Here is a 25,317-nt window from a genome sequence, read left to right on the forward strand (position 1 = left end):
TCTCTCCACTAACTGTGTTGGAAAAGCTCAAAAAGGCGCCCGCCTGTCTTTGGTGACTTGGCCGGGCGTTTGTGGCCTGTACCTGGAAAATAGGGTCTGCAATTATGGCAGAATGCCGACAGCCGCATTCGGCAAACCGAACTTATCATATCCAAGAATCGTCATCAGCTTAAGGCCCAGATCGCAAATGAAACGAACCGCGTTCTTCATCTCCGACGGCACCGGTATCACTGCCGAAACCCTGGGCCAGAGTTTGCTCGCGCAATTCGAGAGCATTCCGTTCAACAAATTCACCCGCCCGTACATCGATTCGCCCGACAAAGCGCGAACCATGGTCCAGCAAATCAATGCTGCCGCCGAGCGTGACGGGGTACGCCCGATCATCTTCGACACCATCGTGAACCAGGACATCCGCGAGATCCTGGCAACTTCGAACGGTTTCATGATCGACATCTTTTCTTCGTTTTTATCCCCCCTTGAGCAGGAATTGACCGCCCATTCGTCGTATTCCGTCGGTAAATCGCATTCGATTGGTGGCAATTCCAACTACATGGAACGCATCGAGGCGGTGAATTTCGCCCTGGATAACGACGACGGCGCACGCACCCACTACTACGACAAGGCCGACCTGATCCTGGTGGGCGTTTCGCGTTGCGGCAAGACCCCTACCTGCCTGTACATGGCGATGCAGTTCGGCATTCGTGCTGCCAACTACCCGCTGACCGAGGACGACATGGAACGCCTGCAGCTGCCGGCGGTGCTGAAAAAGCACCACAACAAGCTGTTCGGCCTGACCATCGACCCCGACCGCCTGACTGCCATCCGCCATGAGCGCAAGCCCAACAGCCGCTATTCCAGCTTTGCCCAGTGCGAGTTCGAAGTGCGCGAGGTAGAGAGCCTGTTCCGTAGGGAGAACATTCCCAACATCAACTCCACGCATTTTTCGGTGGAAGAGATTTCGGCGAAGATTCTGGTGGAAAAAGGCGTGGAGCGGCGGTTCAAGTAAGCCTGTGCCGGCCTCTTCGCGGGGCAAGCCCGCTCCCACAGGTGCTCCACTGAACTCGAAGGGAGTGGAGCACCTGTGGGAGCGGGCTTGCCCCGCGAAGAGGCCGGTACAGACAAAAGAAAAGCCCCGGCATCACTGCCGGGGCTTTGTTTTACCTCACTACATGGCTCAGGACGGCACCACCGTCGCCTGCCCGCTCATGGCCAGGTCGACCAGCTCGCGGTTGGCTACCGCGTACATCGCATAGTCGGTACCCGTGGCATTGCGCAGGTCGTCGAGCATGGCGCGCCAGCGCTCCACCATCACCCGGTGCTGCTCGGCCCACAGCGCCACGCGGGCGTCCATGTCTTCCGGCGCATCGGCCATCTGCAAGACCGAGATGGTGATCGCCCGCTGTTGCAGGTCGATATCGTCGCGGAACGCTTCGCGGGCCAGCGCCTGCCAGTTGTTTTCCACCGGCAGGTTGCTGATTTCCTGCAGGTACCAGGTCAGGTCCAGTGAGCTGCCCACAGCGAAGAACGCCTTTGCCACCTGCGCGGGGTTGTGGCCTGTGACGTCGGCCGCTTCGATGATCGGCAGCAGGGTGTACAGGTGGCTGGTACCCGCCACCATCCGCGCCAGCAGTTCTGGCACACCGGCGTCGACAAAGCCCTGATAGCGCACCATCCAGCGTTCACGGGTCGGGCCTTCAAGCAGTTCATCGAGTTTGAGCCCGAGTTGCGCGATCTTCGGCCCGAAGTGCGCGGTATCACGCCCGGCGTCCTGTTCGTTGCGGCGGCTGCGCAGGAACCAGCGGGTAGCCCGGCGGCCCAGGCGCATCAGCTCGTCCATCAGGGTCAGCTGGACTTCTGCCGGCACCTGATAGTCCAGTGCCTCGATCTGGCGGAACCAGTGCGGCAGGTGGAAGATGTCACGCACGATCACATAGGCCCCGGCCACGTTGGCCGGGCTCATGCCGGTCGACTCCTTCAGGCGCTGGACGAAGGTGATGCCCATGTTGTTGACCAGGTCGTTGGCGATCTGGGTGCTGACGATTTCACGCTTCAGGCGGTGGCGGCGCATGGGCTCGGCAAATTTGCTGACCAGCGACGGCGGGAAAGCGGTTTCCATGTCGCGGGTCAGGTAGTCGTCGTCCGGAACTTGCGACTTGAGCAACTGCTCCTTGAGGTCGATCTTGCTGTACGAGATCAGCACCGACAACTCGGCCCGGGTCAGGCCTTGCCCGGCGGCCAGGCGCTCGACCAGCTGTTCCTCGGACGGCAGGAACTCTATGGCGCGGTCCAGCTTGCCGCGGGCTTCCAGGTCGGCCATCAGGCGCTTGTATTCGGCAATCCGCTCGCGGGCGCGGCGGGCAGCCAGCGACAGCGCCTGGGTCTGCTTGTAGTTGTTGCCCAGCACCAGCGCGCCAACCTCTTCGGTCATGCTGCCCAGCAGCTGGTTGCGCTGCTTCTCGGTCATGTCGCCACCCTGCACCACTTCGTTGAGCAGGATCTTGATGTTGACCTCGTGGTCGGAGCAGTCCACGCCGCCGGCGTTGTCGATGAAGTCGGTGTTGGTGGCGCCGCCGTTCAGGCCGAACTCGACCCGACCGAGCTGGGTCATGCCCAGGTTACCGCCCTCGCCCACCACCTTGCAGCGCAGTTCGTTGCCGTTGACCCGCAGGGCATCGTTGGCCTTGTCGCCGACATCGGCGTGGCTTTCGCTGCTGGCCTTGACGTAGGTACCGATACCGCCGTTCCACAGCAGGTCGACTGGCGCCTTGAGCAGTGCGTTAAGCAGCTCGGTCGGGGTCAGCCGGTCGGCTTCGATGGCGAAGCGCTCTTTCATCTGCGGGCTGATGGCGATGCTCTTGGCACTGCGCGGGAAAATACCGCCGCCTTCGGACATGATGCTGGTGTCGTAGTCGCTCCACGCCGAACGCGGCAGGTCGAACAGGCGTTGGCGCTCGGCAAAGCTGGACGCAGGCTCCGGGTTCGGGTCAATGAAGATGTGCAGGTGGTTGAACGCGGCCACCAGTTGCAGCTTGTCGGACATCAGCAGGCCGTTGCCGAACACATCGCCGGCCATGTCGCCCACACCGATGACGGTGATCGGGTCTTCCTGCACGTTGATGCCGCGCTCGCGGAAGTGGCGCTGCACGCCCACCCAGGCGCCGCGTGCGGTAATGCCCATCTTCTTGTGGTCGTAACCGGCCGAGCCGCCCGAGGCAAAGGCGTCGCCCAGCCAGAAGCCGTAGTCGATGGCGATGCCGTTGGCGATGTCGGAGAAGGTCGCGGTGCCCTTGTCGGCCGCCACCACCAGGTACGGGTCGTCATCGTCGTGGCGCACCACGTTGGCCGGTGGCACTACGCCGCCGTCCTTGAGGTTGTCGGTGATGTCGAGCAGGCCGGAAATGAAGATGCGATAGCAGGCAATGCCTTCAGCAGCAATCTCGTCACGGCCGCCACCCAGCGGCAGGCGACGCGGCAGGAAGCCACCCTTGGCGCCGACCGGCACGATGACCGAGTTCTTCACCTGCTGGGCTTTTACCAGGCCCAGTACTTCGGTGCGGAAGTCTTCCTCGCGATCAGACCAGCGCAGGCCGCCACGGGCGACGTTGCCAAAGCGCAGGTGCACGCCCTCGACGCGCGGCGAATAGACGAAGATTTCGAACTTGGGCACCGGCTTGGGCAGTTCGGGGATCAGCTTGGGGTTGAACTTGAAGCTGAAGTACGACTTGTTCTGGCCGTTGGCGTCCGGCTGGTAGAAGTTGGTGCGCAGGGTGGCCTTGATCAGGTCCAGGTAGCGGCGCAGGATGCGGTCTTCGTTGAGTACCTGCACGTCGTCCAGCGCGGTCAGGATCGCTTGTTCCAGGCGCAGCTGCTTGTCGTCCAGGTCGTCCTGGGTGAGCTTGCGGGCCAGGTAGAAGCGGGTCTTGAACAACCGGGTCAGCTCGCGAGCGATGTCGGTGTGGTTGTTCAGGGTGCTGGCAATGTAGCCCAGGTCGAAGCCCAGGCGGATCTGCTTCAGGTAACGGGCGTAGGCGCGCAGCAGCGCCACGTCACGCCATGGCAGGCCGGCAGTGAGCACCAGGCGGTTGAAGGCGTCGTTCTCGGCATCGCCGCGCACTATGTGGATGAAGGCATCCTGCAGGGTGTCGTTGAGCTGCTGGATATCCAGGCTCAGGCCTTCGCTGTAGGTGAAGGCGAAGTCATGAATCCAGTATTCGCGGCCATTGGCGTGGCGCAGGCGGTACGGGAATTCGCCGAGCACACGCAAGCCGAGGTTTTCCAGGATCGGCAGCACGTCCGACAGCGCCAGTGGCGTATCGGCGTGGTACAGCTTGCAGTGCAGGATGCGCTCGCCCACCTGGGTCAGCGGCTGGTAGAAGCTCATTGCCAGCGGCTTGCTTTCCGACAAGCCCAGCACATGCTGCAGGTCGACCACCGCCGAGTGCGCGGCGAAGCGCTCACGGTAGCCGGCCGGGAAGCCTTTGGGGAAATCGGCCAGGATGTTGGTGCCCTGGGCTTCGCCGAAGTTCTCCACCACCAGCGCCGAGTAGTCGTCATGCCACGAGCGGCAGGCCTGGACCACTTCGCGTTCCAGTTGCTGCGGGTCGATGTCGATGCGGTTTTTCGGGTCGACCCGCAAAATCAGCTGCACACGCGCCAGCACCGACTCGGAGAAGAAGGTCCAGAACTCGCAGTCGCTGGCCTTCAGGCGCTCCATCAGCACTTGCTGGATTTTCTGCCGCACTTCGGTGGAGTAGATTTCCCGCGGGACGTAGGCCAGGCAGTAGCAGAAGCGGCCGTATGGGTCCTTGCGCAGGAACACGCGGATCTTGTTGCGTTCCTGGATCTGCACGATCGCCATGACGGTGGTGAACAGCTCCTCGACCGGCGTCTGGAACAGGTCGTCGCGCGGCAGCACTTCCAGTACCTGGGCCAGCTCCTTGCCCAGGTGAGCCTTGGCATCGAAGCCGGAGCGGCGCTCGACTTCAGCCACCTTCACGCGGATATACGGAATGGCATGCACGCTTTCGCCATACACCGACGAGGTGTACAGGCCCATGAAGCGGTGTTCCTTGATGACTTTGCCGTCGGCATCCAGCTGGCGGATCGACACGTAGTCCGGGTAGGCCGGGCGGTGCACGCGGCTAGGCAGCGCGGCCTTGGCGAACGACAGCAGCAGCGGCTCGTTGAGGTAAGCCACGGCGTAGTCTTCGATGCGTAGCTCTTCGGCCGTCAGGCCCACGCGCAAGCGGCGCGGCAGGCCGAGGAACGACGGCTCGTCGTAGACCATCTGGCCGCCGTCGGCGCCGCTGTTGACGGTGAATTCTTCGTAGCCCAGGAACGTGAAGTGGTTGTCCAGCAGCCATTCGAGGAAGGCCTTGACCTCGCCCTTCTCGTTCTGCGCAGGGCCGAAGGCGGTCTGTTCCACCAGCGCCACCACTTCACGCAGCTTGGCCTTCATCGGTTCGAAGTCGGCCACTGCCACCCGCACCTCAGCCAGCACCTGCTCGATTTCGCGGGTCAGCACGGTCAGTTCGGCAGCATTCGCGCAACGGTCAATCTCCAGGTACATCAGCGACTCATGCTGCACGCCCTCGCCCTGGGTACCCTTGGGCAGCAGTTCCAGCAGCTCGCCCTTGGCGCCACGGCGCACGCTCAGCACGGTGGTCTGCAGGGTGTGGATGCTGTAGCCGCGGCGGTTGAGCTCGGTGCGCACCGAGTCCACCAGGAACGGCAGGTCGTGGTGCAGCACTTCGACCACGGTGTGGGTCGACTGCCAGCCGTTGCGCTCGTAATCAGGGTTGTACACCCGCACTTGCGGGTATTCAGGGTCGAAACGTTCGATGATGCGCCAGGCTGAGAGGGTGCAGCCGGCCAGGTCGGAAAGCCTGCGCTGGGTGAGTTCGTCCAGAGAGATGATGCCGAAGAACTGCTCGGCGAACAGTGCCACTTGTGGCAGGGACTGTTCGCTGATGTGCTGCGCCAGGGCCGCTTGCAGTTGATGCTGGAAGTCGGCTTTGCTGGCTGCGGTGAAGAACGCCATCTGTGGTACTCCGCTTGGGCTTTGTAATAGTTGAAGCGTCGCTGCGTGCGCCGTGTACGGATCAACGATAGCCAACCCGTGGCAAGGCGGACGGTAAAACCAGGCGTTGAACGTGCGCAGGCACGCTCAGGGCTCGGCGAAGCTTAACGACTGATCGGTCATCAACGCTTGCAGCGCTGCGACAATTTCGGTCAAGGGGCGGTAACTTTACGTTTATGCCTGTACGCAAGACTGTCAGAATTCCCTTCCGTTTCCTTTGATCCGAGCCTTGTCCATGCAAATCAACACTGCCCTGCTCTTCGCCACCCCTTGCGATGACGAGGAAGACAACATGGCGACCCTGTGCTGCCACAGCGACAAGGGTCAGATGTTCCTGCTTACCCGCTACCCGGACGAAGACACCGTCGACCTGACCCTGGATGACGAGCCATCGACGCTGGACGGGCTGAAAGTGACCCTGAGTGCCAAGCGACTGCTGATTGAAGTGGCGGCCGGTGACCAGGATGCGCTGAAGGGCGATGAAGTGCTGGAGATCAACCTGACCAGCGACCTGAGTGACCTGGAAGAAGTGAAAGAAACCCTGGAGAACATCCTGGCCGGGACCGGCACCTTCGTCTGCGAGATTTGAATCGCAGCGCGTTCTGGCTTGGTTGCTGTACTGCCTGTACCGGCCTCATCGCCGGCAAGCCAGCTCCCACAGGTTACCGCGCAAGGCTGCAGACCAACGCGGTCAATGTGGGAGCTGGCTTGCCGGCGATGAGGCCAGTCCAGGCATTGCAAAACCCCTGGTGCTAGACTAACGCTGCCTGCATCGCCTGGGCCTGCTCCCGCAACGCCTCACAAAACGGCTCCACCGCCGCCGAAGCGGGCCTATGATCCGGCCTGATCAGCATCACCTGATACGGCACCGACACCCGTAACCTGCGGATCGGCAACCCGCCCTGCGCCGCCTCCAGCCCGCTCAGCGGGTTGATGATCGCGACACCCAGGCCTTGGCGCACCATGGCGCACACCGAGGCGGCACTGGTGGTTTCGATCACCGTGCGGCGGTTCACCCCCGCCGCACGAAAGTGCTGGTCCAGGCGCTGGCGGTAGGTATCCATACTGGCCAGGTTGATGAAATCGACCTCGTGGAAATCGCTCAATTCCAGCTCGGTCTTGGTCTGCAACGGGTGATGCTCGGGCAGCACGCAGACCATGTTGGCGCTGAACAGCAACTCGCCATAGGCACCGCGCGGTATCTGCTCGACCTCGGTCAGGCCCAGGTCATGCTGCTGGGCAACCAGCGACTCCTCCAGCAACGGCGATTCCTGCGCCAGGATGCTTACGCTTACCCCCCGGTGTTGCTGGTGAAAACGCTGGCAGGCCCTGGGCAGCAAAGTCTGGGAGAACAGCGGCAAGCAGGTGATGGCCAGCCGGCCCTGCTCGAAATTGCGGATGGCCTGGGCAAAGCGGTCAATCCGCTCCAGCCCGATGTAGGCGCGCTCGACCTCTTCGATCAACAGCAGCGCCTGGGCTGTCGCCACCAGGCGCCCACCCTCGCGCTCGAACAGGTTCAACCCGGTCACCTGCTCAAGGCGCGCCAGCTCCCGGCTGACAGTGGGTTGCGAGGTGAACAGCAGCCGTGCTGCCCCGGTGACACTGCCGGCAGCCATGATGGCGCGGAACACTTCAATGTGGCGGCTGGACAGTTTCACGGCAACACCTGGTGGCTCGACATAAGGCATATCAGATATGAATGGCTAGCAGAAAAAAAGCTATTTTTCTGAATTCAGGCTTTGGCGCATCCTCGTGGCCTTCCTTATACGAGTAGCGCCACCATGACTGCACCCTTCACCCTGTTGGCCGAGGCGGTCCGCCAGCACGGCTCGCCGCTGTGGGCGTATGACGCCAGCACCATCGCCGAACGTGTCGAGCAATTGAAGGTGTTCGACACCGTGCGCTTCGCCCAGAAAGCCAACCCAAACCTGCATGTGCTGCGCCTGATGCGCGCCCATGGCCTGGTGCTGGACGCCGTTTCGCTGGGCGAGATGGAGCGGGCCTTCGCCGCAGGTGCCAGCGTTGAAGGTGACCCGGCCGGCGTAGTGCTGACCTGCGACGCGCTGGACCGGCCGACCCTGGAGCGGGTGGTGGCAGAAAAGATCGAAGTCAACGCAGGCTCCATCGACATGCTGCGCCAGTTGGGCGAGCGCTCACCCGGCCACCGTGTGTGGATCCGCATCAACCCGGGCTTCGGCCATGGCCACAGCCGCAAGACCAACACGGGCGGCGAAAACAGCAAGCACGGTATCTGGCATGAAGAGCTGGACGAGGCGCTGGCGGTCATCAAGGTCCATGGCCTGCACCTGGTGGGCGTGCACATGCACATTGGTTCAGGCGTGGATTACCAGCACCTGGAGCAAGTGGCCCGCTCGATGATCGAACTGATCGGCCGCCTGGGCGTGGATATCGAAGCCTTCTCCATCGGCGGCGGGCTTTCTACCCCCTACCGCAGCACTGACAAGCCGGTCGACCTGCAGCGTTACGCCCAGACCTGGGCGGTGGCACGCAAGGAAATCGAAGCGATGCTGGGCCACCCGGTGCGCATGGAGATCGAGCCCGGGCGCTTCCTGGTGGCCGAGTCGGGCTACCTCGTGGCCGAAGTGCGCGCCGTGAAGCAGGTGGGGCGCAATACCTTCGTCATGATCGACGCCGGCTTCAACGACCTGATGCGCCCGGCCATGTACGGCGCCTATCACGGCATGACCCTGCTCGACGCCAACGGCCATCCGGTAAACCGCCCACGCCAGCCGACCGTAGTGGCCGGGCCGTTGTGTGAATCGGGTGACGTGTTCACCCAGGATGATCAGGAGCTGACCCCGCAAGACCTGCCCCAGGCTCAGGTGGGCGATTTGCTGGTGATTCACGATGCCGGGGCCTATGGCGCGTCGATGTCGTCGAACTACAACAGCCGGCCGTTGCTGCCGGAGTTCCTCATCGAGGATGGCGCGCTGCGCATGATCCGTCGGCGCCAGACGGTGCAGGACCTGCTGAGCCTGGAGGCGGGTTTCTAGACAGCGCATCAATGAGGGCTGCCTTGCAGCCCATCGCCGGCAAGCCAGCTCCCACAGGTACAGCGCATACCTCAAGCGTTGCACGCCCCCGTGGAAGCTGGCTTGCCGGCGATGGGCCGCAAGGCGGCCCCAATGACACAAACCATGCTTGCAATCAGCCAGCCTCATCGCGACAATGCGATCAATTCCCATTAATATTGCGGTCTTGACGCCATGTCGACGCTCGATCCCCAGGCCCTGCACCAGCTGTACAGCGAAAACAACAGCTGGCTCAAGGGCTGGCTGCGTGCCCGCCTGGGCAACGCTGCCGATGCCTCCGACCTGGCGCACGACACGTTCCTGCGGGTAATGACGGCACGCAACCCGTTGCCGATCCGCGAGCCGCGCAGCTACCTCAGCGCCATCGCCCGCGCACTGCTGATCGACAAAGCCCGCCGCCGCACCATCGAAAAAGCGTATCTGCAAGCCCTGGCCCTGCGCCCGGAGCCGGTGGAGGTATCGCCGGAGGTGCGCTTGTCGATCATCGAAATGCTGGTGGCCGTAGACACCCTGCTCGACGAACTGGGCGCCAAGACCCGCGCCATCTTCCTCGCCGTTCAACTTGAAGGCCTGACTTACGCTGCTGCGGCCGAGCGCTTCGGCGTGTCGGTCACCACCGTGAAGAACCACCTGATCAAGGCGATGACCCGCTGCCTGCTGGCAGTTGAAGGCTGATGGATCTCAAGACACTCGAAGCCGCTGCCACCTGGTATGTGCAGCTCAACGACGGCGCCAGCAACGACGCGCGCACCCAGGCCTGGCGGCAATGGCTGCAGGCCAGCCCGCAACACGCTGCCGCCTGGGCGCGGGTAGAAAAGCTGCAACAGCAATGGGCCATGGTGCCGGCGCAGGCGGCGCTGTCCAGCCTTGGCGCCGCGCACGCGCAGCGCCGCGACGTACTGAAAGTGCTGGGCCTGCTGGTGGCCATGGGTGGTGGCAGCTGGCTGGCGGCCGAACAGGTGCCCTATCGCGCCCTGCTGGCACAGCAACGCACCGGCACGGGTGAGCGACGCGCCATGCTGCTTGCGGACGGCTCGCAGCTGGAGCTGAACGCAGGTACCGCGCTGGACGTGCGCTATGACGCCAAGGTGCGGGCGATCCAGCTATATCAGGGGGAAATTCTGATTAGGCCGGTCAGCGACACGCAACAACGCCCGTTCATCGTGCACACCGAAGATGGCAGCATCCTCGCCCGCAGTACCGAGTTCAGCATTCGCAAGCTTGCGCAGCGGACACGCGTGGGCGTGCTGCAAGCCGCTGTCGATATACGCCCGCAGCGCCACCCCGATCGGGTGCTGCAGCTGCAAGCCGGGCAGCAGGTCAGTTTTGACCGCGACGACTTCGCCGTCGCCCATGCCCTGCCCGCCGATTCGACAGCCTGGCTGCAGGGCATGCTGAGCGTGAACGACTGGCACCTGGGCGACTTTATCGAAGAACTGGGGCGGTACCGGCAGGGCGTGCTGCGCTGCGCTGCATCAATCCGTGCCATGAGCATTTCCGGTGCATTCCGCATCGACGATACCGATATTGCGCTGGCCAACCTGCCGAAAACCCTGCCTGTGAAGGTGCAATATCTCAGCCGTTACTGGGTGAGCGTGGAGCCCGCCTGAGCAACAGCCGCAGAAAAACTTCACCCACACCTTGCTGATTTCGATTCTCGCCCGTCCCTGACACAAGCCGCGACGACAGCGACTTTCTGCCATGACACGGAAGGATCACGTAATGCCCCATCTGCACCCCACCCCTGCAACCAAGCTGAGCCAGGCCGTGCGCCTGGTGTTGTTCGGCATGTCCCTGGCCAGCGCGCCGAGCCTGCTGTTGCTGCCTGCCCACGCCATGGCGCAAAGCCAGGCCGCCTACCATATCTCCGCTGGCCCACTGGGCAATGCCATCACCCAGTTTGGCGTACAGGCGGGCGTGACCATTTCGTTCGACACCGCACAAACGCGCAACCTGAGCAGCGCGGGACTGGAGGGTAACTACAGCGTCGAGGAAGGGCTGGTCCGCCTGCTGGGCAGCACTGGCTTGCAGGCGCAGCGCCAGGGCAATGGCGGCTATGTGCTGGTGTCCGCAGACAACGGTTCGGCCATGGAACTGGGGCCGATGAACATCGACGCCGACCGGCTGGATGCAACCAGCGAAGGTACCCAGTCGTACACTCCCCATGCCGTCACCATCGGCAAGGGCGTGCACACGCTGAAAGAAACCCCGCAGTCTGTCACTGTAATGACTCGCAAGATGCTCGATGACCAGAACCTCAACACCCTGGAGCAGGTGCTGGACAAAACCCCGGGCATCACCGTGTATGACTCGCCCATGGGCGGCAAGTATTTCTATTCCCGTGGCTTCAACCTCGACGGCCAGTACCAGTACGACGGCGTACCGCTGGACGTGGGCGGCAACTACGTGCAGGCCAACAGCTTTTCCAGCGACATGGCGTTCTATGACCGGGTCGAGATTCTCAAGGGCGCGGCCGGCATGATGAAAGGCTCGGGATCCTCCGCCGGCGGCGTCAACTTCGTACGCAAGCGTGGCCAGGAAAAGGCCACCACCACCGTCACCCTGTCTGCCGGCAGCTGGGACAACTACCGCGGCCAGGTCGATGTGGGCGGCCCGCTGAACGAGTCAGGAACCGTGCGCGGTCGCGCCGTGGCGTCGCTGCAAGACCGCCAGTACTTCTATGACACGGCCAAGCGCCAGGACCAGATACTGTACGGCGCCATCGACTGGGACGTTACCGCCGACACCACCGTTGGCGTTGGCCTGGCCTACGAGGATGTCGACGCCACACCGTGCTATGCCGGTGTGCCACGCTACGCCGATGGCAGCGACCTGAAGCTGTCTCGTTCCACCTGCCTGGGGGCCAGCTGGAACGACATGCAAAGCCAGCGCATTACCGGCTTTGCCGACCTCAAGCACCGCTTCAACGATGACTGGTCGCTGAATTTCGCCTCGATCTACACCCACAACACCCAGGACATCGAGTACGCCTACTCCGAAGGTACGGTCCCGGTCGGCGCCAGCACCGCCAGCATGAACGTGCGGGCCGGTCGTTTCGACTACGACCAGGACGACTATGGCTTCGATAGTTATATCGATGGCAAGTTCGAGGCGTTCGGCCTGCAGCACGAGCTCATAGTCGGCGCCAACGCCAGCCGGCAGAAAACCCATGACTATTTCGCACTCATACTGCTGGACGGCAAGCAGGATCCGTTCAACCCATCCTCGAACTTCCCACATCCGTCCAAGGGCGATTATCTGGTCAACCCGACCCGCGGTGGCAGTGTGCCAACCGACTCCACCACCACCCAGTACGGCACTTACGCCAACCTGCGCCTGAAGCTGGCAGAGCCGCTGACCTTGGTGCTGGGTGCACGGGTCAGTTGGTACCGCAACAAGAGCGACTCCTACACCCAGGTCTGGGACTACTGGGTGAACAACCGCAGCCAGGAAAACGGCCAGGTCACGCCCTTCGCCGCCGTGCTGTACGACCTGAACGACCAGTGGACTGCCTACGCCAGCTACGCCGACATCTTCCAGCCGCAGAGCGACAAGGTGAACGCCGAGCGGCAGTCACTCCAGCCCAAGACCGGCGCCAACTACGAGATCGGCATCAAGGGCGAGCTGCTTGGCGGCGCGCTGAACACCTCGTTCAACCTGTTCCGCACCCTCGAAAAACACCGCGCAGAAACCGACTACAACGATGCCTGCCCGTCAGGCGACGGCTACTGCTACACCGACAGCGGCAAGGTGCGCGCGCAGGGCTTCGAAGCGGAGATCAGTGGCTCGCCGATCGAGCGGCTGCAGCTGCTGGCGGGCTACACCTACACCCAGACCAAGTACCTGAGCACCATCGAAGAGACCGACCCGACCGAACTGACCTTCACCTCCAGCTTTATCCCACGGCACATGCTCAAGGTGTGGGGTGACTACCAGTTGGGCGGTACCCTGGAGCGCTTCACCGTCGGTGCCGGCCTGAACAGCCAGAGCGAAAACTTCCGTACCACTGGCACTACCCGTGTCGAGCAGGCGGGCTACACCGTGTGGAACGGCCGCGTGCAATACCGCATCGACCCGAACTGGACGGTTGCCCTCAACGGCAACAACCTGTTCGACAAAAAGTACTACGCCACCATCGGGGCGCCGGCGTGGGGTAACTTCTATGGCGAGCCGCGTAACTTCATGGTGACCTTGCAGGGCGCTTTCTAAACAAAAGCACTGGCTCTTGGAGGAGCGGCCTTGCGTCGCGATCGGGCCGCAAAGCGGCCCCAGTATCTTCGCGTCACGGCAAATATTGCCAGGGCTGCTTCGCAGCCCGATCGCGGCGCAAGGCCGCTCCTACACCGGCTGTGCAAACCTTCATGAATGTACCTTCAGCTGTTGCCATCCCCTCTGCCGCCAAACAATAATAAGAGCAATTCCTATTTGAGATAGTACCCATGTCGGCCGAGTCGCCTGCATCTTCCGCCGCTGTCGGCGTGCTCTACGTCGAACACAGCACCTGGCTGCACGGCTGGCTGCGCAAGCGCATGGGCAGCCACTGCGATGCAGCGGACCTGGTGCAAGACACCTTCGTCAAGGTGCTCAAGGCCCGTAGCGCCGACGAGATACGCGAACCCCGTCACTATCTTTCGAAAGTCGCCAAGGGCCTGATGATCGACCTGTTCCGCCGTCGCTCGCTGGAACAGGCCTACCTGGAAGCCCTTGCAAGCCTGCCCGCCGAATACATGCCCAGCGCCGAGGCTCAGGCGATGGTGTTTGAAACCCTGGTAGAGCTGGACCGCATGCTCGCCGGCCTCGGCGCCAAGGTGCGCGAAGTATTCCTGCTGGCGCAACTCGACGGCCTGCCCTATGCGCAGATCGCTGAGCGGCTGGGCATTTCCCTGCGCACGGTAAACAACCACATGGCCAAAGCCATGGAGCATGTGTGCCTGATGCAGTGGGAACAACACGCGTGAGCCGCGCGCCCACCGCCGAGCAACGCCAGGCCATCCGTGAAGCGGCGCGCTGGTATGCGCAGCTGTCGTCAGGCACCGCCAGCGCCAACGAGCAAGCCCGCTGGCAGGCCTGGCATGACAGCGACCCGTTGCACCGTATGGCCTGGCAGCGCATGGAGGCTGTCAGCGCCAGCCTCGCCGGCCTGCCAGCACGGCTGGCTTCCTCTACTTTGCTTGGCGCAGGGCATACCCGTCGGCAGGTACTTTACGGGCTGGCCGTGCTGTTGGGTGGCGGCCTGTTCGGTACCCTGGGCTGGCGCAGCGAAACCCGCCACGCCTGGACCGCCGACTACCGCACCGGCATCGGCGAACGTCGCGCGGTAAAACTGGCCGATGGCAGCCAGTTGCTGCTGGACACCGATTCTGCCGTGGATGTGGCTTACGCTGCCGGCCAACGACGGCTGACGCTGCACAGAGGCCAGGTGTTGGTGACCACGGCCCGCGATGCCGCTGCCCGGCCGTTCATGGTCGACACCCGCGACGGCCGTGTGCTGGCGTTGGGCACGCGGTTCACCGTCAGCGTCGACGACCGCGGCAGTGAAGTGGCCGTGCTGGAAAAAGCCGTGGAAGTTACCGCGCTGCGTCACGCGCCTGTGCGCCTTGAAGCCGGCCAGCGAGTACGGTTCGGTGCGCGAGAAACTGGCCCGCTGCGTGCCAACGACGCTTCAGTGGCGGCATGGGTGCAAGGCAGCGTGGTAGCCATCGACACGCCACTGGCCGAGCTGCTGGCCGAGCTTTCCCGTTATCGCCCCGGGTTGCTGACCTGCGACCCGGCAGTGGCGCGGATGAAAATTTCCGGAGCGTTTCCGATCACCGATACCGAACTGGCGCTAACCGCGCTGGAGAGCGCCTTCCCGGTGAAAGTGCTGCGTCGCACCCGCTACTGGGTGACTGTGCTACCCGTCCATTGACCCGCGGGCCGGCGCCCCAGGGAAAATATTTTCAGGCGCCTTGCACTTTTACCGAGGCTCGTTCGGCTTTCCCTTCCAAACGCTCAATTCAATGTTCCTGGGGAGGGAAACATGACCACCACGCAACGTTCGCACACGGCATTGGCCCTGGCGGTACACCTGGGTCTTGGCGCGCTTTGCATCGGCGCCGGCACTGCCGTCGCCGCGCCTGTCGCCAGCGAACAGACCCGTGCCTACGACATTGCACCCGGCCCACTGACCGAAACCCTGGGCCGCTTCGCCAATGCCGCCGGGGTGGCGCTATCGTTCGACGGTGCCAATACCGAAGGCCGTCGCTCACCTGGGCTGAAGGGTAACTTCAACGTCGACAGCGGTTTCGCCACCTTGCTGGCGGGCAGCGGCCTGCAGGCGGTGCGCCAGACCAATGGCGTTTACGTGCTGGTTGGCGGGCAAGCCGGCGGTGCCGTGCTGCTCGGTGCCACCAGCATCAACAGTCTGGCACTGGGCACCACCACCGAAGGCTCGGGCTCTTACACCACGGGGGCCATGCAAACCGCCACCAAGTTGCCGCTGTCGATTCGTGAAACACCTCAGGCGGTGACGGTCATCACCCGCCAGCGCCTCGAAGACCAGGACCTGCGCACGCTCGACCAGGTGGTGCAAGCCACCCCGGGCCTGCGCAGCAGCGGCTCGCGCCCAAGCAACAGCGAATTCTTCTCGCGTGGTTTCCCCATCACCAACCTGATGTACGACGGCCTGACCACCACGTACAACTCCGACTGGGTCACCAATGCCGACATGGCGCCGTTCGACCGCGTCGAGGTGGTACGTGGCGCCACGGGCATGATGCAAGGCTCAGGCGAGCCTTCGGCAGCCATCAACATGGTGCGCAAGCGCCCCACCCGCGAATTTCAGGGCAGCGTCAAAGGCAGTGTCGGCAGTTGGGATGACTACCGCAGCGAGCTGGACCTGTCCGGCCCGCTGAACCAGAGTGGCAGCTGGCGCGGCCGCTTCGTCGGGGCCTACCAGGACAAGCAGGGCTTCCAGGACTACACCGGCAAGGAACGCAGCGTGTTCTATGCCATCAGCGAATTGGACCTGGGTGAGAACACCACTTGGACAGTGGGCGCCAGCAACCAGAACGACAACATCAACACCAACTGGGGCGGGCTGCCGGTAAACCGCGATGGCAGCCACCTGGATGTCTCGCGCTCGACCAACCTGGGCTACAGCTGGGGCTATCAGGACATCGACACCACTACCCTGTTCACCGAGCTGGACCACCGCCTGGCCAACGACTGGCGCTTGCACCTGGCGGCCTCCAAAAGCTGGTCTGACTACAAGCTGACGGGCGCCGTGCTGGAGCACTACGCCGTGTATCAGCAACGCATCTTCAACCAGCGCCACGACTATGACCAGTATTCCTGGGACGTCAACGCCAGTGGCCCGTTCGCCATGCTGGGCCGTGAACACGAACTGGTGCTCGGGGCAAGCAAACGCCAGGTTCGCGACAACGTCACTGGCGGCACGCTGTTCAAGGAGGTTGGGCCCAGCATCGAGAACTGGAATGCGAGCGCCATTTCGCGCCCCGCCGTACCGCAACTGTACACCCAGGATGAAAAAACCACCCAGGAAGGCCTGTATGTCACCACGCGCTGGAACCTGGCCGACTCGCTCAAGGTAATCATCGGCGGGCGCCTGGACTGGTACAAGTCCGATGCGCTCTACAGTGATGGCGCTTCGTACTACAACCCGGATGCAGTCACCGATGTGAAGATCACGCGTAACCTGACCCGCTACGCCGGGGTCATCTATGACCTGGACAAGCATCACTCGGTCTACGCCAGTTACACCGACATCTTCAAACCGCAGACCGAGAAAAGCACCAATGCCGGCACCCTCGACCCTATCGAAGGCGAAAACTACGAACTGGGCATCAAGGGCGAATACTTCGACAAGACCCTGACCGCCAGCGCCACGCTGTTCATGACCGACCAGCTCAACCGGGCAGCGCAAGTCGATGATATTGGCGTATGCACCGGCCAGCCGGCAGGCGCCACATGCTACGAAGCGGCTGGCAAGGTACGCAGCAAAGGCATCGAACTGGAGCTGGCGGGTGCCATCACCCCCGACTGGCAAGTGGCTGCCGGTTACACCTTTGCCCAGGCCAAGTACAAGAGCGACGCCGACAAGAACAAGGAAGGCCGCCTGTTCGATACCGACATCCCGCGGCACATGTTCAAGCTCAGCACCACCTGGCACCTGCCCGGCGAGCTGAACCGCTGGCGTGTAGGCGGCAACCTTTATAGCCAGAGCAGCATCTTCAACAAAGGCAGTTCTTCAACCTACGGCAACTACCATATCGACCAAGGGGCCTACGCCGTTGTCGGCCTGATGGCGGGGTACCAGGTCAGTGCCAACCTCGACACCCAGTTGAACATCAACAACCTGTTCGACCGCACGTACTACACGGGGCTGGCGATGAACAACTCCTGGAGCCCGTATGACGTTTACGGGGAGCCGCGCAGCTTCAGCCTGAGTGCCAAGTACAGTTTTTAACGCCCGTGCCTGGTCCCTGCCCCGCCGGGCAAGGGCCTGGATCTACTTCAACGGCCTAGCGACTCCAGCCTGAGCTCAACCAAGGGTTTTCCATTGGTCCTGGCCAGGCGTAGCCGTATCAGGCTTTTGCCGTGTGCGGCTCAACAGTGCGGGAATCCAGCGCGTGACGAAAAAGCCCAGGTGGGCGGCCGGCACGCTCCAGACCAGTGCTGGCAACAAGGTGCCAGACAAGGTGCTCATCCAATGGTGGGCAGCTTCACCCTGTGCCACCAGCGCGCCGAGGATGAAGGCTGTAACCAGCATGATGACGTATTGTCGATACAGCCCGCACAGCGCACCCATGACCAGCGACGCAATGGTGAGGGCAAATCCTACGTGGTCCATTTGCAACATTCCTTGACGTCAAAAAGGCGTCAAAAATAACAGCAAAATGCCATCAGTCAACCCTGAATGCCTCGCACCAGTCACTGTTGTAAGCTGGCCTGAAAACCGGCTTCGGTTACTCGCTCGAATACGCGCCGCGGCCTCTGTGGGAGCGGGCATGCCCGCGAAGAATCCAACTCGGTGACTGGCACCGGCTGCGCCGATGTTCGCGGGCATGCCCGCTCCCACAGGGATCGCGCAAGATTTTTAGATTTCTAACAAGACAGTTGTTAGCCGACAGGGAATTCGCCCATGCACCCGAACAAGGCCTGCCCCGTAGTCCTTTCATCCACGTTGCCTGCGAAAATACTGTTGTTCCGCCACCCACTGGCTGGCGTGCAACTGGTGAAAGGCACAATCGAAGAAGGCGAGGCGCCGGACGCAGCCGCCTTGCGTGAATTGAGCGAGGAATCAGGAATCACCAAGGCCACGGTCAAGCAAGACCTGGGCTGCTGGGATGCCGAACACCTCGGGCAGGTCTGGTCGTTTCACCTGTGCCAGGTGGAGGGTACCCTGCCCGAGCACTGGTCCCACCAGACACAGGATGATCATGGCCACCTGTTCACGTTCTTCTGGGCCTCGCTTGATGACCTGCCCTACGCCGAGTGCCACCCGGTTTTTAAGCGAGCCTTGGCATTCTTGTGCGAGGCCTTGAAAACGCGTACGCCATTGATTTGACCCATCAGAATTTGTAGCGGGCCGTCGCCAGGAAGTTGCGCGGTTCGCCAAAGAAATTGCTGCCTGTCGTGGAGCTGATCGACGAGTAGTAGCGCTTGTCGAACACGTTATTGAGGTTGAAGTTGAGTTGCAGGTTTTCGTTCACGTCATAGCGAGTGAACATGTCATATAACGTGTAGCCACCTTGTTGCACACCGTACTGGGTGTACGTCTGGCTCTGAGAGCGGACCGCGCCCCCCACTCGCCATTGGTCCATCACACCCGGCAACCGGTAGCTCGTCGTCAGCTTGAACAAGTTGGCCGGCAGGTTGGTGCCGTAGCGTTTGCCTTTGGTGAACGAACCAATCGGGCTGTAGGTGGTGTCCTTGATGCGCTCGGCGGTGTTGTAGGTGTAGCTGGCAGACATCTGCCAGTTTTCGGTCAATGCCCCCGTTACTTCAAACTCGACACCACGACTGCGAATTTCCCCTGCCGACTCGTAACAGAGGGTGGTACCACCCTGGCACTGGCTGGCCTGCAACTGATCGGGCAGGTTCTCCAGGTCGATCTGGAACAGTGCCACGCTGGTATTCAAACGACCACCAAGATGCTCGCCTTTCAGACCGACTTCGTAGTTGGTGCCCTGAATCGGCTCCAGCAGGGTGCCGCTCGCGGTTTCCAGATTCTGCGGCTGGAAGATCCGTGTCCAGCTGGCATACACCGAGTAGGTATCATTGAGGTCATACACCAGGCCGGCATACGGGGTGACTTCACGGGTTGCCTTGAAGTGTGAGGCGTTCTTGATTTCCTGTTCGTACCAGTCGACACGCCCCCCGACAATGAGCGTCAACGGCTCGGCAAGGCTGAACCGCGCCGTGCTGTAGACCCCGCTCTGCTCAACTTCGGTCTGACGGTTATACAGGCTCATGTCGACACCGACCGGTTTGGACACGGAGCCCGGGTCCCAGGTGATGGGGTTGAACAGCGCCAGCTCATAATTGCCGTTCGTCACGAACGGGCCGCCACGATCGTCCCAGTCACTTTCACGATGGCTGGCACCCACCACGAGGGTGTGGGACCGCCCACCAAGCTCGAAGGGGCCGGAGAGGTAGCCATCGATGCTGGACTGGTCGCGCTCGTAATCGTATTTGCCGCCACGCAACGACATGCTCGGGTTGCCGCTGGCATCTACCGATGGATTGGCCAGGAAGGTACCCATCATGTTCATTTCGCTGGTGATGTAGGTGGCGGCACCTTTGGCCTTCCAGCCATTGTCGAAGCGGTGCTCGATATCGGCGAATACCGTTTTGCTTTCCTTGTTCCAGTAGGACCAGGATGGGCTCATGCGGTCTGAGCGAGACACCGGCAGGAAGCTGCCGTCAGGGTAGGTACCCAGGCCATTCCAGTCGGCACCCGGGTTATTTTCATCGCTGTAAGACAGGCCCAGGCTGACCGTGGTGTCGTCATTCAGGTCGGCTTCGACAATGCCGTACAGCAGGGTGCGTTCATTGCCCGAATCTTCGGTGAAAGCGTTCTTGTTCTGGTAGCTCAATACCGTTCGACCTCGCAGCGTGCCGTCGGTATTGAGTGAGGAGCCCGCATCGATTTCCAAACGGCGATTGTCCCAACTGCCAAGGCTACCGGTAAGCATGACCTGTGGCTGAACAGTCGGCCGCTTGCGGATCAGGTTGATCGAGCCTGAGGGCAATCCGGCCCCCTCCATTAGGCCAGCCGCTCCGCGAACGATCTCGACACGGTCGTACATGGCCAGTGCCCCCGTGGACAACGACGCCTCTTCATACGCGACGGGCAGGCCATCGAACATGATGTTTTCGATGCCGAACCCGCGGGAATTGAACCGTGGCCGCTCTGCCCCCCACTGGGTCAAGGTCAACCCCGGCGCGTTCCTGACCACATCATTGAGGGTCGTCATGCCCTGGTCTTCAATGCGCTGGCGGGTGATGACCGACACCGACTGCGGGGTTTCGCGCAGCGAGATCGGCAGCTTGGTCGCGGTCTGCATGGCACCGGTGGTGTAAGACCCGGTCTGCTCGCTGACCATGCCCAACCCCTGCCCCTGAATGGTTGTCGCGCCCAACTGCACCGCCGTTTCGCTTTCGTTGCGTTGCTGCAGATAGGCGCGGTTGCCATCGGCCAGAACGAAGCTCAGGCCGGTACCTGCCAGCAACTGCTGCAGCGCGCCACTGGCGGTGTACTCGCCGTTCACGGCGGTGCTGGTCTTGCCACGGGTCAACGCACCGTCAGCGAACAGCTGGATGCCGCTGGTGGCCGACCATTGCGCAATCGCGCCTTCCAGCGGCTGGGCGGCAATCGAGTAGGCGCGGCTTTGCGATTGTGTGGTGCTGGCTGCCTGGGCGTGCGGCAGGAGCAAAAACGAACAGACGCAGCTCATGGCACTGGCGAGCAACAGGGGTTTGAGGGTTGGGCAAGGGGTGGGCATTCGAATTTCCAGTCCGTCCTGATGGCAGTACTCGCAACTCATTCTTGTTTGCGATCAAGACTTAAGACGGACCACCGGCAAAACACAACGACGCGGGTTTTGAATTTTTTTCGATCAGTGCTATTCAGGGCGTACCAGCGTCAACCATGGTCCCACGGTCGTCACGCGAATCGGCAGGATGACCTGCAGGCTCTGTAGCGCGGCATCGGCCTCGCTAGCCTGCACCGCCGCCGTTACCCGCAGCTGGGCAATGTTGCTGTCTGTCAGCAGCAGGTGAGAACGGGCATACGGTTGCAGGCGCTGCAGCACCTGCGCCAATGACTCATCGCGAAACACCAGCCGTTGTTCGCGCCAGGCCAGTTGCTGGCGCAGATCGACGCTGCGTAACGCGCCGATACCGCCAGCGCCGTAGTGCACGGCCTGGCCCTCCCCCGCTTCGGCCTGCTGGCCCGCGCGGCTCACCCTTACGCTGTGTTCGGTCACCGTCACGTTCGCACCATCGTCTAGTACCTGTACGTCGAACGCAGTGCCCAATGCGCGCACATCACCCCCTGCGGCCTCAACGACGAAGGGGCGTGAAGGGTTGGGCGCCACCTTGAACCAGGCCTCGCCCTTGTGCAGAACAAGGCGCCGCTCACCCGCGCCATAACGCACATCCAGTGCAGATTGCGGCGCCAGCTGCACGGTCGAGCCGTCTTCCAGCGTCCAGCTGCGCACTTGCGCGACCTCGGTGCGGTAATCTGCCCAGCGGGCTGGCGAAAGGGCAAGCACCGAAACTGCCACCAACACTGCCGCAGCACTGGCCAAGCCAAGCGAAAAACGCCGGGGCCTGCGCTGACGCGGTGCCGGGCTGGCAGCCACATGGGCGTGGCCCGCCACCCCGGAAACACGCCACACCTGCTGGGCCCGCTGCCAGGCTGCCGGGTGGCTTGGGTCGGCCTCAAGCCAGCGCGCAAAGACTGCCTGCTCGGCCTGTGTCACACCCGCGTCCTGCAGGCGCACGCACCATTCAAGCGCTTGGTCCAGGGGGGTATGCGAATCGTGGTCGTTCATCATGACAGCGCGGGCAGGGGGCAGTGGAAACGTGCGCAGTGTAACCAGCCTTTCATGACATTGCCTTCTCGATGCGCTGCATGGCCTTGACCATTTGCGAGACCACCGTGCTCTTGGAAATGCCCAGGCGCTCGGCGACCTGCTGGTGGTCCAGGCCATCGATACGGCACAGGATGAACACTTCGCGGCAGCGGGGTGGCAGTTCATCGATCACCTGCATGACCCGTTGCAGCTCACGGCTCAGTTCGGTTCTGCGGGCCGGGTCTAGTTTGCCATCGGGGATCATCTCGACCACTACCGGGTCGGCCTGCACCTCAATACCCAAGGCTTCGCGGCGGCGTATGTCCATGCCCAGGTTACGTGCAATGCGGAAGATGTACGCACGTGGGTTGCCGATGCGCTCGCCCACCTTGCGGCTGGCCACCCGCAACCAGGTTTCCTGGGTCAGGTCCTCAGCCACGGTGACATTGCCGAAGTGCCGCACCAGATAGGCTTTCAGCGCTTCGCGGTTCTCCAGGAACGTCGATGTCAACGGGTCGCGGTCTTGCGGCATTCGCCAAGCATCCTGCACAGCGGCGGGGGAATTGGCGGCACGGTAGCACTTGTTGCTAACGGTTCTCAACTACATTTCTGGCGTTATTGCGCCTCGCAGATCCGGGAAAGCAGTAAGCACACCTCGCGATGCGCAGCAGAAGCGATCGCGGCTAGAGCCCGATCGCCACTTCACGCTCGCCACTCATGTATTGCTCAAGGCGGCTGCGCAACCAGCGCTCGGCGGGGTCGCTATCGGTGGTGCTCAACCAGACCATGGCCAACTCAAGCGCGGCCGTGTCGAACGGCAGTGGCTCGGCCTGCAGGTTGCCCCAGCGCTCCATGCCGTGTGCGGCATAGTCCGGGCAGCAGGCTAGCAGGTCGGTGCCGGCCAGAATCGCCGGCAACGAACTGAACTGTGGCACCGACAACACCACCTTGCGTTCGCGGCCAATCTCTTTCAGCCAGTCATCGACCACACCTTGGGTATTGGCGGTGGGTGAAACCTGCACATGCGGGCGGGCGCAGAACTCATCCAGGGTCAGCGGCGTGGCTGACTTGTCGGCCCGCACTACCCTGCCCTGCATCGTGCGCAACACCTTGCGCTTGGCGTTGGCCGGTAGCCCCTTGGTCTGGCTGATGCCGACCGTTACATCGCCTGCGGCCAGCAAGTCTGGAATGCGCCAATAATCGACATGCTGCACGACCACCACTACATTCGGCGCCTCCACTCGCAGCGCCCGTAGCAGCGGTGGCAACAGCCCCGACTCGACATCATCGGAAAGGCCGATGCGGAAAGTCATCTTGCTGGTCAGCGGGTCGAAATCGTGGGTCAGGCTGAGGGCAGTGGACATCGCGTCCAGTGCCGGAGTGAGGTACTTGATGACCTCCTCGGCGCGGGCCGAGGGCTCCATGCGGTTACCCACACGGATCAGCAACGGGTCGTTGAACATTGCCCGTAACCTGGCCAGCGCGGCGCTGACCGTGGGTTGGGCGACGAACAGTTTTTCTGCGGCACGGGTGAGGTTGCGCTCCTGCATCAGGGCTTCAAACACCACCATCAGGTTGATATCGGCTTTGCGCAGTTCGTTGCGGTTCATGGGCACTCCCGGGCCGGGTTCTTGTTGTGCGGATTCAATTCCAGCATCGACAAGAATCCCGGCCCAGTCAAAGCCTGCAAGCCTGAGCGCATTCACAGCCCTGCGTATGGGTCAGGACATGCTGCTGGACAACGGCACCCGCGCCTCATCCTGCTTGAGGTCCATGCGTTGAATCTTGCCGACGATCACCAGGTAGCAGAACATCGCAACCAACGCATTCGCAGCCACGAACACCAATGCGGTTTCGAACGAACCGGTGGCCTGCAGGATCAGCCCAATGATGATCGGCGTGGTGATGCCGGCCGTATTGCCGAAGGCGTTGAACACCCCCCCGCACAGCCCGGCGATGGGCTTGGGTGCCGTGTCAGCCACAACCGCCCAGCCGATCGCACCAAAGCCCTTGCCGAAGTAAGCCAATGCCATGATCGCGACGATCATCCATTCGGCATCGACGTAGTTGCACGCCACCATGCAAGTCGACATCAGCATGCCCAGCACCAGCGGCGCCTTGCGGGCAAAGGTAATCGAGTGCCCCTTACGGATCAGCGCATCGGAAATGATGCCTCCCAGCACACCTCCGAGGAACCCGCACACGGCCGGGATCGACGCAATGAAGCCGGCCTTGAGGATCGACATGCCGCGCTCCTGCACCAGATACACAGGGAACCAGGTCAGGAAGAAGTAGGACAGCGTGTTGATGCAGTACTGGCCAATGAACACCCCCATCATCATGCGGTTGGTGAGCAGTTGCCGGAAACTGGCCCAGGTCGGCTTCGGCGTATCCTGCTTGCTGCCGGCCTGATCCATGTCGATCAGACCACCACCTTCAGCAATATGGCGCAGTTCAGCCTCGTTGATGCGCGGGTGCTGCTTGGGCGCATACACCGTTTTCAGCCACACACCGGTCACTAGCACGCCCAGCCCACCCATCACCACGAACACGTAGTGCCAGCCGAACTGGTAGACGATCCAGCCCATGAACGGGGCGAACAGGACTGTGGCGAAATACTGCGCCGAGGTGAAGATACCGGCGGCGGTACCGCGTTCCGCTGAAGGGAACCAGGCGGCTGCCATACGGCTGTTACCAGGAAACGATGGCGACTCGGCAAGCCCGACCATGAAGCGCAGCACGAACATCACCACTATCGCGACCGGGATGCTGTACCAGCCAACAGTGGCTTGCAGGATGGTGAAGGTGGACCAGAGAAAGATACTCCAGGCATACACACGCTTGGTGCCGAAGCGATCAAGCAACCAGCCACCTGGGATCTGACCAAGCACATAGGCCCAGGCAAAGGCCGAGAACAGCAGGCCCATTTGCACCGGGGTGATGCCCAGTTCTTTCTGCATCGACGAGCCGACGATAGACAGAATCGCCCGGTCGGCATAGTTGATGGTGGTGACCAGGAACAGCAACAGCAGGATGACATAACGAACACGGGTGGGACGCGCATTCATGGCGGGGACCTCTTGTTATTGTCAGGCTGGCGGCC

Annotated in this window: 18 protein-coding genes; 10 read left to right on the forward strand and 8 right to left on the reverse strand. The window is 62.3% G+C overall.

What is annotated here, in order from left to right; genetic code table 11:
* Positions 1 to 187: 187 nt before the first annotated feature.
* Positions 188 to 1,006, forward strand: coding sequence for a kinase/pyrophosphorylase (locus P0Y58_21615; GenBank protein WEK29478.1), 819 nt, complete (start codon positions 188 to 190; stop codon positions 1,004 to 1,006).
* 168 nt (positions 1,007 to 1,174) lie between these two features.
* On the opposite strand, the gene P0Y58_21620 is transcribed toward P0Y58_21615, so the two are convergent.
* On the reverse strand, positions 1,175 to 6,040 hold the full coding sequence (locus P0Y58_21620) for an NAD-glutamate dehydrogenase (protein WEK29479.1): 4,866 nt from the start codon (positions 6,038 to 6,040) through the stop codon (positions 1,175 to 1,177).
* A 274-nt stretch (positions 6,041 to 6,314) separates the two neighbouring features.
* Between P0Y58_21620 and P0Y58_21625 the strand changes: the two genes are divergently transcribed.
* Positions 6,315 to 6,668 carry a hypothetical protein gene (locus P0Y58_21625; GenBank protein ID WEK29480.1) on the forward strand — a complete coding sequence of 118 codons (354 nt, stop codon included), beginning with the start codon at positions 6,315 to 6,317 and terminating at the stop codon, positions 6,666 to 6,668.
* A gap of 163 nt (positions 6,669 to 6,831) precedes the next feature.
* Here P0Y58_21625 and P0Y58_21630 read toward each other — a convergent pair whose 3' ends face one another.
* Positions 6,832 to 7,737 (reverse strand): LysR family transcriptional regulator, encoded by a 906-nt coding sequence (locus P0Y58_21630; GenBank protein ID WEK29481.1) that lies wholly within the window; start codon positions 7,735 to 7,737, stop codon positions 6,832 to 6,834.
* 123 nt (positions 7,738 to 7,860) lie between these two features.
* Between P0Y58_21630 and lysA the strand changes: the two genes are divergently transcribed.
* The 7 genes from lysA (at position 7,861) to P0Y58_21665 (ending at position 17,599) form a co-directional block, all read left to right on the forward strand.
* A complete protein-coding gene (gene lysA, locus P0Y58_21635) occupies positions 7,861 to 9,093 on the forward strand; it encodes a diaminopimelate decarboxylase (protein ID WEK29482.1) in 1,233 nt (410 codons plus the stop codon).
* Positions 9,094 to 9,306: 213 nt separating this feature from the next.
* Positions 9,307 to 9,807 (forward strand): sigma-70 family RNA polymerase sigma factor, encoded by a 501-nt coding sequence (locus P0Y58_21640; GenBank protein ID WEK29483.1) that lies wholly within the window; start codon positions 9,307 to 9,309, stop codon positions 9,805 to 9,807.
* Positions 9,807 to 10,742, forward strand: a complete 936-nt coding sequence (locus P0Y58_21645; GenBank protein WEK29484.1) for a FecR domain-containing protein — start codon at positions 9,807 to 9,809, stop codon at positions 10,740 to 10,742. Before P0Y58_21640 ends, P0Y58_21645 begins: the two co-directional genes overlap by 1 nt.
* Positions 10,743 to 10,854: 112 nt before the next feature.
* Entirely contained in the window at positions 10,855 to 13,341 is a 2,487-nt protein-coding gene (locus tag P0Y58_21650) for a TonB-dependent siderophore receptor (GenBank protein ID WEK29485.1), read from the forward strand.
* A 230-nt stretch (positions 13,342 to 13,571) separates the two neighbouring features.
* Positions 13,572 to 14,090: a sigma-70 family RNA polymerase sigma factor gene (locus P0Y58_21655; protein ID WEK29486.1), complete on the forward strand. Its 519-nt coding sequence runs from the start codon at positions 13,572 to 13,574 to the stop codon at positions 14,088 to 14,090.
* Entirely contained in the window at positions 14,087 to 15,040 is a 954-nt protein-coding gene (locus P0Y58_21660) for a FecR domain-containing protein (protein WEK29487.1), read from the forward strand. The genes P0Y58_21655 and P0Y58_21660 overlap by 4 nt, the downstream gene beginning before the upstream one ends.
* A 111-nt stretch (positions 15,041 to 15,151) precedes the next feature.
* Positions 15,152 to 17,599, forward strand: a complete 2,448-nt coding sequence (locus tag P0Y58_21665; protein ID WEK29488.1) for a TonB-dependent siderophore receptor — start codon at positions 15,152 to 15,154, stop codon at positions 17,597 to 17,599.
* A gap of 75 nt (positions 17,600 to 17,674) precedes the next feature.
* Here the strand turns inward: P0Y58_21665 and P0Y58_21670 are convergent, their stop codons facing one another.
* The gene (locus tag P0Y58_21670; GenBank protein WEK29489.1) at positions 17,675 to 17,983 is read right to left on the reverse strand and encodes a hypothetical protein; all 309 of its coding nucleotides are present in this window, start codon (positions 17,981 to 17,983) and stop codon (positions 17,675 to 17,677) included.
* A gap of 291 nt (positions 17,984 to 18,274) precedes the next feature.
* Between P0Y58_21670 and P0Y58_21675 the strand changes: the two genes are divergently transcribed.
* Positions 18,275 to 18,700, forward strand: coding sequence for an NUDIX domain-containing protein (locus P0Y58_21675; GenBank protein ID WEK29490.1), 426 nt, complete (start codon positions 18,275 to 18,277; stop codon positions 18,698 to 18,700).
* Positions 18,701 to 18,704: 4 nt separating this feature from the next.
* Here the strand turns inward: P0Y58_21675 and P0Y58_21680 are convergent, their stop codons facing one another.
* From P0Y58_21680 to P0Y58_21700, 5 genes are all read right to left on the reverse strand, one after another.
* On the reverse strand, positions 18,705 to 21,140 hold the full coding sequence (locus P0Y58_21680) for a TonB-dependent siderophore receptor (protein ID WEK29491.1): 2,436 nt from the start codon (positions 21,138 to 21,140) through the stop codon (positions 18,705 to 18,707).
* Between the two features lie 120 nt (positions 21,141 to 21,260).
* The gene (locus P0Y58_21685; GenBank protein WEK29492.1) at positions 21,261 to 22,196 is read right to left on the reverse strand and encodes a FecR domain-containing protein; all 936 of its coding nucleotides are present in this window, start codon (positions 22,194 to 22,196) and stop codon (positions 21,261 to 21,263) included.
* A gap of 49 nt (positions 22,197 to 22,245) precedes the next feature.
* Positions 22,246 to 22,746, reverse strand: a complete 501-nt coding sequence (locus P0Y58_21690) for an RNA polymerase sigma factor (GenBank protein WEK29493.1) — start codon at positions 22,744 to 22,746, stop codon at positions 22,246 to 22,248.
* A gap of 151 nt (positions 22,747 to 22,897) precedes the next feature.
* Complete coding sequence (locus tag P0Y58_21695) at positions 22,898 to 23,824, reverse strand: LysR substrate-binding domain-containing protein (protein WEK29494.1); 927 nt, start codon at positions 23,822 to 23,824, stop codon at positions 22,898 to 22,900.
* Positions 23,825 to 23,935: 111 nt separating this feature from the next.
* Positions 23,936 to 25,282 carry an MFS transporter gene (locus tag P0Y58_21700; protein ID WEK29495.1) on the reverse strand — a complete coding sequence of 449 codons (1,347 nt, stop codon included), beginning with the start codon at positions 25,280 to 25,282 and terminating at the stop codon, positions 23,936 to 23,938.
* Between the last annotated feature and the right edge of the window lie 35 nt (positions 25,283 to 25,317).

This window comes from Candidatus Pseudomonas phytovorans (assembly GCA_029202525.1).
GTDB classification, from domain to species: domain Bacteria; phylum Pseudomonadota; class Gammaproteobacteria; order Pseudomonadales; family Pseudomonadaceae; genus Aquipseudomonas; species Aquipseudomonas phytovorans.

What these genes read in the sequence shown, in the direction of transcription:
- P0Y58_21615 (WEK29478.1), top strand. Translation starts at nt 188, where the DNA reads ATGAAACGAACCGCGTTCTTCATCTCCGACGGCACCGGTATCACTGCC.
- P0Y58_21620 (WEK29479.1), bottom strand. Translation starts at nt 6,040, where the DNA reads ATGGCGTTCTTCACCGCAGCCAGCAAAGCCGACTTCCAGCATCAACTG.
- P0Y58_21650 (WEK29485.1), top strand. Translation starts at nt 10,855, where the DNA reads ATGCCCCATCTGCACCCCACCCCTGCAACCAAGCTGAGCCAGGCCGTG.
- lysA (WEK29482.1), top strand. Translation starts at nt 7,861, where the DNA reads ATGACTGCACCCTTCACCCTGTTGGCCGAGGCGGTCCGCCAGCACGGC.
- P0Y58_21665 (WEK29488.1), top strand. Translation starts at nt 15,152, where the DNA reads ATGACCACCACGCAACGTTCGCACACGGCATTGGCCCTGGCGGTACAC.
- P0Y58_21690 (WEK29493.1), bottom strand. Translation starts at nt 22,746, where the DNA reads ATGCCGCAAGACCGCGACCCGTTGACATCGACGTTCCTGGAGAACCGC.
- P0Y58_21680 (WEK29491.1), bottom strand. Translation starts at nt 21,140, where the DNA reads ATGCCCACCCCTTGCCCAACCCTCAAACCCCTGTTGCTCGCCAGTGCC.
- P0Y58_21655 (WEK29486.1), top strand. Translation starts at nt 13,572, where the DNA reads ATGTCGGCCGAGTCGCCTGCATCTTCCGCCGCTGTCGGCGTGCTCTAC.
- P0Y58_21700 (WEK29495.1), bottom strand. Translation starts at nt 25,282, where the DNA reads ATGAATGCGCGTCCCACCCGTGTTCGTTATGTCATCCTGCTGTTGCTG.
- P0Y58_21640 (WEK29483.1), top strand. Translation starts at nt 9,307, where the DNA reads ATGTCGACGCTCGATCCCCAGGCCCTGCACCAGCTGTACAGCGAAAAC.
- P0Y58_21625 (WEK29480.1), top strand. Translation starts at nt 6,315, where the DNA reads ATGCAAATCAACACTGCCCTGCTCTTCGCCACCCCTTGCGATGACGAG.
- P0Y58_21695 (WEK29494.1), bottom strand. Translation starts at nt 23,824, where the DNA reads ATGAACCGCAACGAACTGCGCAAAGCCGATATCAACCTGATGGTGGTG.
- P0Y58_21685 (WEK29492.1), bottom strand. Translation starts at nt 22,196, where the DNA reads ATGATGAACGACCACGATTCGCATACCCCCCTGGACCAAGCGCTTGAA.
- P0Y58_21675 (WEK29490.1), top strand. Translation starts at nt 18,275, where the DNA reads ATGCACCCGAACAAGGCCTGCCCCGTAGTCCTTTCATCCACGTTGCCT.
- P0Y58_21645 (WEK29484.1), top strand. Translation starts at nt 9,807, where the DNA reads ATGGATCTCAAGACACTCGAAGCCGCTGCCACCTGGTATGTGCAGCTC.
- P0Y58_21670 (WEK29489.1), bottom strand. Translation starts at nt 17,983, where the DNA reads ATGGACCACGTAGGATTTGCCCTCACCATTGCGTCGCTGGTCATGGGT.